We start from the raw sequence: 10593 nt of genomic DNA, 5'->3' as shown, positions 1-10593 counted from the left end.
AAGTGTGCTGATATGGCTCAGTTGGTAGAGCGCACCCTTGGTAAGGGTGAGGTCCCCAGTTCGACTCTGGGTATCAGCACCAGTTTTTTGGTTAAAGTTTGGCACTTTAGAAAAGAATTTGTCTGACGGCTTTAGCGCGGTGGTCCCACCTGACCCCATGCCGAACTCAGAAGTGAAACGCCGTAGCGCCGATGGTAGTGTGGGGTCTCCCCATGTGAGAGTAGGACACTGTCAGACATCAATTAGAAGAACCCCAACCGAAAGGTTGGGGTTTTTTGCTTTTGGCCGTTCTCTAATGAATGACCTGTGACAGAAATGCCCGCGTGCGCTCCGATTTGGGACGCGCAAAGAACTCATCCGGCGGCGCCTGTTCAACGATTTCCCCCCTGTCCATAAAAATGACCCTGTCTGCTACCGTGCGGGCGAAGCCCATTTCATGGGTCACGCACAGCATTGTCATACCTGACTGTGCCAGACCAATCATGGTATCCAGTACCTCTTTAACCATTTCAGGATCGAGAGCTGAGGTTGGTTCATCAAACAGCATAATTTTCGGTTTCATGCACAGAGAGCGTGCGATAGCGACACGCTGCTGCTGGCCACCTGAAATCTGTCCAGGGAATTTGTTGGCATGTTCGGCAATACGTACCCGATCGAGATAGTACATCGCCAGAGCTTCGGCCTCTTTCTTTGGCATTTTCCGTACCCAGATAGGCGCAAGCGTGCAGTTTTGCAAAACCGTCAGGTGGGGGAAAAGGTTAAAATGCTGGAATACCATCCCTACCTCCTGGCGGATGCGCTCAATATTGCGCACATCCTCATTCAACTCGATGCCATCCACTACGATCCTTCCCTGTTGGTGTTCCTCAAGGTGATTAATACAGCGAATCGTCGTCGATTTCCCGGAGCCGGATGGTCCACAGAGCACAATACGTTCCCCCTGTCTGACCTGCAGATTGATATCCTTCAGGACATGGAATTGACCAAACCATTTATTCACATTTTCCAGTGAAATCATCGCGTTGGCAGGCTGCATAGTAATTTGACTCATAGTGACCCTCAGTGCGGCGATCGCCCGGTATTAAAACGCTTCTCCAGATGCTGGCTATAGCGCGACATGCTGAAACAAAAGATCCAGTAGATCAGTGCAGCAAAAACGTATCCTTCGGTCGACATGCCAAGCCAGGCGGGATCAACCGTTGCCTGCTGCACGCTGCTGAAGAGATCGAAGAGCCCGATGATGATCACCAGGCTGGTATCCTTAAATAAGGCGATAATGGTGTTCACGAGACCAGGGATCACAAGCTTCAGCGCCTGGGGAAGAATGACCAGGATCTGCGTTTTCCAGTAACCGAGAGCCAGTGACTCTGCTGCCTCGTACTGACCTTTCGGCAGGGCCTGCAATCCGCCGCGAACGACTTCCGCCACGTAAGCTGACTGAAACAGGATGACACCAACCAGTGCGCGAATAAGCTTATCGATGGTAACGCCCTCGGACATAAACAGCGGCAGCATCACCGAAGACATAAACAGCACGGTGATGAGCGGTACTCCGCGCCAGAACTCGATAAAAATCACCGACAGGATACGCACGATGGGCATGGTTGACCGCCTTCCCAGCGCCAGAAGGATCCCGAGCGGCAGCGCACCAGCAATACCCACTGAAGCGATGATCAACGTTAAGGTCAACCCGCCCCAAAGACGCGTTTCAACGCGTTCCAGCCCAATGAAACCACCATAAAGCAGTAACCAGACGAAGACAGGGTACAGGATGGCCCACCCGGCGATATATCGCCCACGCTGCGGCATCTTCTTTAAGAACACTGGCACGATACTCAGCAGAGTGACGGCGAGTGTCAGATTAATTCGCCAGCGCTGATCGTGCGGGTAGAGCCCATACATGAACTGCCCGAACCGTTCATGGATGAAGACCCAACAGGCACCGGCACGGGTACAGTCCGCGCGCGTTGAGCCGGTCCAGTTCGCGTGAAGAAATGCCCAGTTCACCAGCGGCGGAATAATCTGCCAGAGCAGCCATAAGCAAAACAGCGTCAGCAGGGAGTTTACCCATCCGGAAAACAGATTCTTACGTATCCAACTCAGGGCGCCGGGAGGCCGTGATTTGCCAGGATGCGCGGAGGGAGAGAGCAGTGCTTTAGTCATCATCGCTCCTTAGCGCTCAATCAGGGCAATACGTCGGTTGTACAGATTCATCAGCAACGAAATCGTCAGGCTGATGACCAGATAAACCGACATGGTAATAGCAATGGTCTCGATGGCCTGCCCGGTCTGGTTAAGGACCGTTCCGGCGAACAGCGATACCATATCCGGATAGCCGATTGCTGCAGCCAGCGAGGAGTTTTTGACAATGTTCAGGTACTGGCTGGTCAAAGGAGGAATTATGACCCTTAACGCCTGCGGAATAATCACCTGGCGGAGTGTGACCGGGTTTGGCAGTCCCAGGGAGCGTGCGGCCTCATGTTGTCCATAAGGTACCGCCTGGATCCCTGAACGGATAATTTCAGCGATGAACGCAGAGGTGTAGACCGATAGCGCAATGGTTAACGAAGCCAATTCAGGGATCAGTGCCATACCGCCACGGAAGTTAAATCCGCGCAGCTCCGGTACATCCCAATGCATAGCAGCGCCAAAAACCCAGTGCGATAACAGCGGTAAACCGATAATCAGAGCGGCCGCGACGGGCCAGGTACGTCGGAGCTGGCCGGTTTTGATCTGGTGGGTTCGGTTATAGCGAAACAGACCATAAGAAATCACCAGCGCGAGTACTGCAGCGCCTGCGAATGCAATGACCCCTTCGCCGAGCTGGGGTGCCGGAATGTATAACCCACGGTTACTCAGGAAAAACAGATCAAAAGCGTTAACGGCCTGTCTCGGACCAGGAAGATTTCGTAGTACCGCAAAGTACCAGAAGAAGATCTGCAACAGTGGCGGAATATTGCGAAACGTCTCGATATATATCGTCGATAGTTTGCGTAATAACCAGTTCTCGGACAGACGAGCCAGACCGAGAAAAAAGCCAATAAACGAAGCAAAAACAATGCATAGCGCGGAAACAAGAAGGGTGTTTAACAGACCCACCAGGAACACCCGACCGTAGGTATCCCCCTCTTCGTAATCAATCAGGTGCTGAACAATACCGAAGCCCGCGCTACGATCGAGAAAGGCAAAGCCGGAGGTGATCCCCCGATGGTTGAGGTTGGTCAGCGTGTTATGGATTAACCAGACCGCGACAATGATAATCACCAGCACCGTGAGGATCTGGAAAAGCCAGGCGCGAACCGTGGGGTTAGAGAATGAGAGCGTACCTTTTGCAACAGGGCGGCGACGGAACATAACAAACCTCAACGAGCAAAACTCTGGGCTGGGCACCGCCAGAGCGGCGCCCGTTACTGCACAAAAACTAGCGCACCGGCGGAGCGTACTGGATCCCACCGTTGTTCCAGAGGTTATTCAGGCCACGCTTAATCTTCAGCGGACTTTCAGAACCCACGTTACGTTCAAAAATCTCGCTGTAGTTACCGACCTGTTTGATGATGTTATAGGCCCATTTGTTGTCGAGTTTCAGATCCTTGCCGTAGTCGCCCTCTGTACCCAACAGATGAGCAATATCCGGCGTGGCGGGTTTGGCTGCTTTTTCGTCGACGTTTTTCGAGTTGATGCCCATCTCTTCGGCATTCAGCATGGCGAACAGCGTCCAGCGCACAATGGCAAACCATTCGTCGTCACCACGACGGACCACCGGACCCAGAGGTTCTTTAGAGATAACTTCCGGCAGTACGATCCAGTCGGCCGGGTTGCTTAACTTGATGCGCAGCGCATACAGCTGAGACTGATCGGAGGCCAGAGTATCGCAGCGCCCGGACTCCAGCGCTTTGGCAGACTCGTCGGAGCGGTCAAAGGTCACCGGCGTGTACTTCATGTTATTAGCTTTGAAGTAATCGGCGACGTTCAGCTCAGTGTCAGTCCCTGCCTGAATACAGACGGTAGCGCCATCAAGCTGTTTGGCACTTTTTAAGTCGGCTTTGCTATGGGTCAGGAAGCCGATCCCGTCGTAGTAGGTGACACCGGTAAACGACATCCCCATCCCTGCATCGCGGGAAGAAGTCCAGGTGGTATTGCGTGATAACAGATCAACTTCGCCAGACTGCAGGGCTGTGAAACGTTCTTTTGCGGTCAGAGGGGTATATTTCACTTTTTCCGCATCACCGAATACGGCAGCGGCAATACCGCGACAGACGTCGACATCAATGCCGGTGAACTTGCCATTCGCATCGGCATAAGAGAAGCCAGGCAGCCCGTCACTGATCCCGCATTGCACAAATCCCTTCTTTTTGATGGCATCCAGAGTAGCACCAGCATGAGCCTGATTGGCGACAGCAAACAACGTGCCTGCAATAGCCAGGCTGGCAATCATTATCTTTTTCATAATGCATCCTGTGTGGCGAGATTTATCGTTATTTATTAAGGCGTCTGACGACACCAGAAACCTGTCTGTGGCAATGGCCATCCCTGTTAAAGCAAAGGGGATGCCATAATTGCGAGCGACTGAATAACGGCCAGCGGCGAGCAATAAAGTGAGTGTAGACAGGAAACGAAAAATTCATCGCCCCGCGATGGTGCAAAATTACAACCTGCGCCACAAATTAGCGCAAAAAATCTGAGAGATATTGAGATAAGGAAAGAGTAATTTCGGGGGTGAATATTGCTGTGATAATAAATAAGTCAGAATGCGGCAAAGCAAAGCGCGGATATCCGCGCTTTATCATGCTTATTTGGTTAATGCTACGATACCCAGCGTTAACCCTGCGAGGGCGGCGGCACCGCCAGCGATGGCCCCTGCGGTTTCCCAGTTATCCTGAGTCGTCCCTTTCATACAGGTGTTAGTATGCACCAGTCTTCCCTGGTCGTCGTACACCGGAACGCAAGGAGAGTCATGAGCACACCCGGCAAGCAGGGCAGTCAGTAATGCGACTGAGATTAATCTTTTCATCATGTTACCTCTGAATAAACCGCTATTAATACCGTAAAACATCTTAATGAGCGGGAGTGAGAGGTATTTTATCACTGAAGAATTAGTGTGCCGTTGTTAAAACTATCTCCAGATATGAGATATGTAAACTTAATGGAGGGTTTGCGCAGGAATGCACAGCATTGTGTAGAAAGTATGGATTTTTGATTTTATGTCGGTTAATAAATTAATAATATTCACAGCGTTAGCGTCACGACTGTTATATTCAGAATACACTTAATTTTCCGACAGTCAAAACAAAGGCACCCTGAGGTGCCTTATAAAACAAAACGCTACTTAGCGCCGGCCAAAGCGTCTGCGGATAACAACGAAGAATACCGGAACAAAGAAAATGGCCAGCAGCGTTGCCGCTAGCATCCCCCCCATCACGCCGGTCCCAACGGCATTCTGTGCCCCGCTTCCCGCTCCGTTACTGATAACCAAAGGCATTACCCCAAGGATAAATGCGAGCGATGTCATCAGGATAGGCCGCAGACGCATGCGTGAGGCCTTAAGGGTGGCCTCAATGATGCCTTCGCCTTCTTTATCCATCAGGTCTTTCGCAAACTCGACGATCAGAATGGCGTTTTTCGCTGACAGACCGATGGTAGTCAGCAGCCCAACCTGGAAGTAAACGTCGTTGCTGAGCCCACGCAGCGATGCCGCCAGCAGGGCGCCGACAACGCCGAGTGGGACAACCAGCATGACCGAGAAAGGAATGGACCAGCTCTCGTACAGAGCCGCCAGACACAGGAACACGACGATTAGCGAAATAGCGTACAGCGCCGGTGCCTGGTTGCCGGAGAGCCTTTCCTGATAGGACATCCCCGTCCAGTCAAAGCCAATCCCGTTAGGCAGCTTGCTGGCCAGCTGCTCCATCAGCGCCATGGCTTCACCGGTACTTTTTCCGGGAATAGCCTCACCCAGAATCTCCATCGAAGGGGTGCCGTTGTAGCGCTCCAGACGCGGAGAACCATAGGTCCAGTGTGAGGTGGTAAAGGCAGAGAAAGGCACCATTTCGCCACTGCTGCTATGTACGAAAAGATTGTTAATATCAGTTGGCAGCATGCGGTAAGGGGCGTCAGCCTGCACATAGACTTTCTTCACGCGTCCACGATCGATAAAGTCGTTAACGTAGGTCCCGCCCAGCGCGGCGGAGATCGTCTGGTTGATGTCTGAAATCGACACCCCCAGGGCCTGAGCTTTCTCCTGATCGACATCCAGCTTGAACTGTGGCGTGTCTTCAAGACCGTTGGGACGAACCCGGGTTAAGACGTCAGGGTGCTCCCGGGTCATTCCCAGCAGCTGATTTCTCGCCTGAGTCAGCGCATTATGCCCGAGGTTGGCTTTATCAATGAGCTCAAAATCAAAACCGGTCGCTGTCCCTAACTCCATAATAGCTGGCAGGTTAAACGGAAAGACCATCGCATCCTGGATATGGCTGAAGGCTTTGCCTGCGCGACCGATGATCGCTTCCACGCTGTTTGCCTCACCAGAGCGTTCTTCCCAGGGTTTCAGACTGATAAACGCGATACCCGAGTTTTGCCCCTGGCCATTGAAGCCAAAACCGTTGACCGTAAATACCGACTGTACGTTGGCTTTCTCAGTGTTGAGGTAATAGTGTTCAACCTGATCCAACACCTGCTGGGTTCGGGTCTGAGTGGCACCAGCCGGCAATTGCACCATGGTCATGAACACGCCCTGGTCCTCATCCGGCAGAAATGACGTCGGTAAACGTAAGAACAGTACCGCCATGCCCGCCACGATCAACACATAGATGATGAGATAACGCCCGGTGCTACGAAGTATTCCGCTGACGCTATTGGTGTAGTGATCGACGCTCTTGTCGAACTTGTTGTTAAACCAGCCAAAGAAACCGTGCTTGTTTTCATGGTGCTCAGGGTCAATGGGTTTCAACATTGTGGCACACAGCGCAGGGGTCAGGATCAGCGCGACCAGCACTGACAACGCCATGGCGGAAACAATCGTGATGGAGAACTGGCGATAGATAGCACCGGTGGATCCACCGAAGAAGGCCATTGGGATAAAGACCGCGGAAAGCACCATGGCGATACCGACCAGCGCCCCCTGAATTTGCGACATCGATTTCTCTGTCGCCTGTTTCGGGGAAAGCCGGTCTTCGACCATGACACGTTCCACGTTTTCGACGACCACTATCGCATCGTCAACCAACAACCCGATAGCGAGCACCATCCCAAACATGGTCAGGGTGTTAATGGAGTAGCCGAATGCCGCCAGTATGGCGAAGGTCCCCAGTAGTACAACCGGTACAGCGATGGTCGGGATAAGCGTCGCTCGAATGTTTTGCAGGAACAGGTACATCACCAGGAAAACCAGGATGATGGCTTCCACCAGCGTTTTTACCACCTCGTGAATAGAGATTTTCACAAATGGGGTGGTGTCGTACGGATAAACGACTTTCATACCCTGCGGGAAGAATTGCTGCAGCTCGGCAAGCTTACTCTTCACGGCCGCTGCGGTATTCAGTGCATTAGCGCCGGTTGCCAGCTTAATGCCGATACCGGTGGCGGTCTGACCGTTGATTTTGGTCACCATGTTGTAGTTTTCGCCACCGAGCGCAATGCGTGCGACATCCTTGAGATGCACAACAGAGCCGTCCGCATTCACTTTTAGCGTCACACGACCAAATTCATCGACATCTTTCAGGCGGGTCTGAGCAATGATTGATGAGTTCAGCTGCTGGCCTGCTACGGCCGGCGTTCCCCCCAGTTGCCCGGCGGCAATCTGGTCATTCTGGGTTTTAAGCTGATTAATGACATCGACCGGCGTGAGCTGATACTTGTTCAGCGCATTAGGATCCAGCCAGATACGCATGGCGTATTGCGCCCCAAAGAGCTGAACATCCCCTACGCCGCTGGTACGGCTAATAGCGTCTTTGACGTTAGAGGCCACGTAGTCGGAAATATCCTCCTGCGACAACGTTTTGTTATCAGAAACAAAACCGGCAACCAGCAAAAAGCTGCTACTGGATTTCTCTACGCCAATCCCCTGCTGCTGAACCTCCTGAGGCAGAAGCGGCATCGCCAACTGCAGTTTGTTCTGCACCTGTACCTGGGCGATATCCGGATCGGTTCCTGAGTTAAAGGTGAGAGTAATGGTGACGTTACCGGCGGAATCGCTGGTGGACGACATGTACATCAGATTATCGATACCGTTCATGTTCTGTTCGATAACCTGGGTCACGGTGTCCTGTACCGTCTGGGCGTCTGCGCCTGGGTAGGTTGCCGTTACCGCAACGGCCGGAGGCGCGATGGTCGGGTACTGGGCGACCGGCAGTTGCAGAATGGCAAGGCCACCGGCAATCATCAAAATGATGGCCAGCACCCATGCGAAGATCGGTCGTTGTATAAAGAACCTGGACATAATTGGCGATCCTTTACTTCGTGACCGGAGCGGCAGCGTCAGGCTCTGCCATGACGGTCACCCCTGGGCGAACTTTTTGCAGCCCGCTGATAATCACGCGATCGCCAGATGCCAGGCCTTCAGTAATAAGCCATTTGTCGCCTATCGCCTGCGGGGCAGTGACATTGCGGGTTTCAACCTGGTTTTTAGCATCCACCAGCATGACGGTAGCCTGACCCTGTGGCGTTCGGGTCAACCCCTGCTGCGGCACCAGAATCGCCTCGGGCTGCGTGCCTTCATCAATGCGGGCGCGAACGAACATTCCTGGTAAAAGGGCGTGCTGAGGATTTGGGAAAATGGCGCGCAAGGTAATGGAACCGGTGCTTTCATCGACGGTGACATCGGTGAATTGCAGGGAGCCTTTGAGTGGGTACGGTTGGCCATTTTCCATTACCAACTGCACGTTATTGCTATTATTTCCCTGCTGAAGGCTTTCCTGCTTCAGGCGCATGAAGTCATTACTGGATTGCGTCACATCGACATAAATCGGGTCAAGCTGTTGTACGGTGGCTAAAGCCGTTGCCTGTCCGTTGGTCACCAATGCGCCCTCAGTCACGCTGGATTTGCCAATTCGCCCACTGATGGGTGAGGTAACTTTGGTATAGGCAAGATTAATGCGCGCGCTTTCCACTGCCGCTTTGGCGGCAAGCACGCTGGCATCTGCCTGGCGCGCGTTGGCAACGGCCTGGTCATAATCCTGACGGCTGACATACTGCGTACCCAACAAAGGCAGGTAGCGTTTGACCGTCAGGTGCGCAATGTTAGCGGCCGCTTCGGCTTTCGACTCGTCGCCTTTGGCGCTATCCCAGGCGGCCTGGTAGGTGGCCGGGTCTATCTGATACAGCGACTGACCGGATTCGATATCGCTACCTTCAATAAAGTTGCGCTTCAGGATGATCCCACTGACCTGCGGGCGGACTTCCGCTACCCGAAAGGCAGATGTTCGTCCGGGGAGTTCGGTCGTCACCTGTAATGGGGCCGCCTGAACCGTAAATACGGTGACCTGCGGTGCAGGGGCTTGCGCGTGTTGATTTCCCGAATCATCACAACCTGTCAAAAACATAAGTGGGAAAAATAAACTGGATAAAAGAGTAACCCTGGCGTGAGTCGTCATTGCAGTTCCTTTTAAACCGATCGTTTGAGAACGGCGAAAACCGAATCAAAAAAATAAATAGGAAATAAAGCAGTTTGCTATCCTACAAATAATCACAGGGGGATGTAAGGGAGAGTGATTTGTTCATAGGGCGTAAAGGCACGCAAACACAAAAATAGCACGCGGTAATAATGATTATTCTGCAGTTCGGTTGTTTCATTATTTGCGTGGTGAATGAATACCGCGATTATATTGATGTTGGTTATTTTAAAAGCGCTTTTTTACCTAATTAAATTTAGCACGCATCGTTAATAATAGTCTGGATAACCATAAAAGTGACCACCATACAACCGCGGTCCAGAAAGCGAGAACTCTTATGGCAAGAAAGACCAAAGCAGACGCATTAAAGACCCGTCAGGCCCTGATTGAAGCGGCCATTCAACAGTTTGCCGAGCGCGGTGTAGCCAGCACCACGTTAACAGATATCGCTGATGCAGCCGGGGTGACTCGAGGGGCTATCTACTGGCACTTTACCAGTAAAACGGAGTTGTTTAATGAGATGTGGGAACAGCAAATCCCTTTGCGTGACATTATTAAACATCAACTGACACATATAGAAAATAATGACCCGTTACAGAGTCTACGTGAGCGCCTCATTACTTCCTTACGTTATGTTGCAGAAACGCCAAAGCAGCAGGCATTAATGCAAATTTTGTATCATAAATGTGAATTCTATCCAGGAATGATTGCAGAAAGTGAGATCAGGAAAAAAATATGTTTTAGCCGCGAGGAGTTTCGCGCCACGTTGCAGGAATGTATTCATCGTGGGATTCTTTCGCCGGATATAAATATAGATATTGTATTGGTTATATTTCAGGGGTTCTTCAGCGGAATAATTAAAAACTGGTTGATGGATCCCGAGCAAATAAACCTTTATCAGCAGGCGCCATTGCTGGTGGACAATATCATGGCGACGCTTAACGTCCAGCCACTGAACGTGGCCGGGCACCCCAGAATCGCCTGTTAG

At 51.9% G+C, this 10593-nt stretch carries 8 protein-coding genes, 1 tRNA gene and 1 rRNA gene; 3 read left to right on the top strand and 7 right to left on the bottom strand.

What is annotated here, in order from left to right; translation table 11 throughout:
* The first annotated feature begins 6 nt into the window (after positions 1 to 6).
* Positions 7 to 82 (top strand) — tRNA-Thr (locus tag GYRE_RS14275).
* 39 nt (positions 83 to 121) lie between these two features.
* Positions 122 to 237 (top strand): 5S ribosomal RNA (gene rrf, locus GYRE_RS14270).
* 55 nt (positions 238 to 292) lie between these two features.
* On the opposite strand, the gene GYRE_RS14265 is transcribed toward rrf, so the two are convergent.
* The 7 genes from GYRE_RS14265 to GYRE_RS14235 form a co-directional block, all read right to left on the bottom strand.
* Positions 293 to 1051, bottom strand: a complete 759-nt coding sequence (locus tag GYRE_RS14265) for an amino acid ABC transporter ATP-binding protein (RefSeq protein WP_006818023.1) — start codon at positions 1049 to 1051, stop codon at positions 293 to 295.
* 8 nt (positions 1052 to 1059) lie between these two features.
* The gene (locus tag GYRE_RS14260; protein WP_038256094.1) at positions 1060 to 2163 is read right to left on the bottom strand and encodes an amino acid ABC transporter permease; all 1104 of its coding nucleotides are present in this window, start codon (positions 2161 to 2163) and stop codon (positions 1060 to 1062) included.
* Between the two features lie 9 nt (positions 2164 to 2172).
* Positions 2173 to 3354 (bottom strand): amino acid ABC transporter permease, encoded by a 1182-nt coding sequence (locus GYRE_RS14255; protein ID WP_038256092.1) that lies wholly within the window; start codon positions 3352 to 3354, stop codon positions 2173 to 2175.
* Between the two features lie 67 nt (positions 3355 to 3421).
* A complete protein-coding gene (locus GYRE_RS14250; protein WP_038256090.1) occupies positions 3422 to 4447 on the bottom strand; it encodes an amino acid ABC transporter substrate-binding protein in 1026 nt (341 codons plus the stop codon).
* Between the two features lie 342 nt (positions 4448 to 4789).
* Complete coding sequence (locus GYRE_RS14245) at positions 4790 to 5011, bottom strand: lipoprotein (protein ID WP_038256116.1); 222 nt, start codon at positions 5009 to 5011, stop codon at positions 4790 to 4792.
* Positions 5012 to 5326: 315 nt separating this feature from the next.
* The gene (locus GYRE_RS14240) at positions 5327 to 8434 is read right to left on the bottom strand and encodes an efflux RND transporter permease subunit (RefSeq protein WP_038256088.1); all 3108 of its coding nucleotides are present in this window, start codon (positions 8432 to 8434) and stop codon (positions 5327 to 5329) included.
* Positions 8435 to 8447: 13 nt separating this feature from the next.
* Positions 8448 to 9587 (bottom strand): efflux RND transporter periplasmic adaptor subunit, encoded by a 1140-nt coding sequence (locus tag GYRE_RS14235; protein ID WP_038256086.1) that lies wholly within the window; start codon positions 9585 to 9587, stop codon positions 8448 to 8450.
* 355 nt (positions 9588 to 9942) lie between these two features.
* Between GYRE_RS14235 and envR the strand changes: the two genes are divergently transcribed.
* A complete protein-coding gene (gene envR / locus GYRE_RS14230) occupies positions 9943 to 10593 on the top strand; it encodes an acrEF/envCD operon transcriptional regulator (protein WP_006818031.1) in 651 nt (216 codons plus the stop codon).

The organism is Yokenella regensburgei ATCC 49455 (assembly GCF_000735455.1).
Classification (GTDB): Bacteria; Pseudomonadota; Gammaproteobacteria; order Enterobacterales; family Enterobacteriaceae; genus Yokenella; species Yokenella regensburgei.
The sequence above is the reverse complement of the archived record's forward strand: the minus strand, read 5'-3'. Positions and strand labels throughout refer to the sequence as shown.

What these genes read in the sequence shown, in the direction of transcription:
- GYRE_RS14245 (WP_038256116.1), bottom strand. Translation starts at nt 5,011, where the DNA reads ATGAAAAGATTAATCTCAGTCGCATTACTGACTGCCCTGCTTGCCGGG.
- GYRE_RS14235 (WP_038256086.1), bottom strand. Translation starts at nt 9,587, where the DNA reads ATGACGACTCACGCCAGGGTTACTCTTTTATCCAGTTTATTTTTCCCA.
- GYRE_RS14260 (WP_038256094.1), bottom strand. Translation starts at nt 2,163, where the DNA reads ATGACTAAAGCACTGCTCTCTCCCTCCGCGCATCCTGGCAAATCACGG.
- GYRE_RS14240 (WP_038256088.1), bottom strand. Translation starts at nt 8,434, where the DNA reads ATGTCCAGGTTCTTTATACAACGACCGATCTTCGCATGGGTGCTGGCC.
- GYRE_RS14255 (WP_038256092.1), bottom strand. Translation starts at nt 3,354, where the DNA reads ATGTTCCGTCGCCGCCCTGTTGCAAAAGGTACGCTCTCATTCTCTAAC.
- GYRE_RS14250 (WP_038256090.1), bottom strand. Translation starts at nt 4,447, where the DNA reads ATGAAAAAGATAATGATTGCCAGCCTGGCTATTGCAGGCACGTTGTTT.
- envR (WP_006818031.1), top strand. Translation starts at nt 9,943, where the DNA reads ATGGCAAGAAAGACCAAAGCAGACGCATTAAAGACCCGTCAGGCCCTG.
- GYRE_RS14265 (WP_006818023.1), bottom strand. Translation starts at nt 1,051, where the DNA reads ATGAGTCAAATTACTATGCAGCCTGCCAACGCGATGATTTCACTGGAA.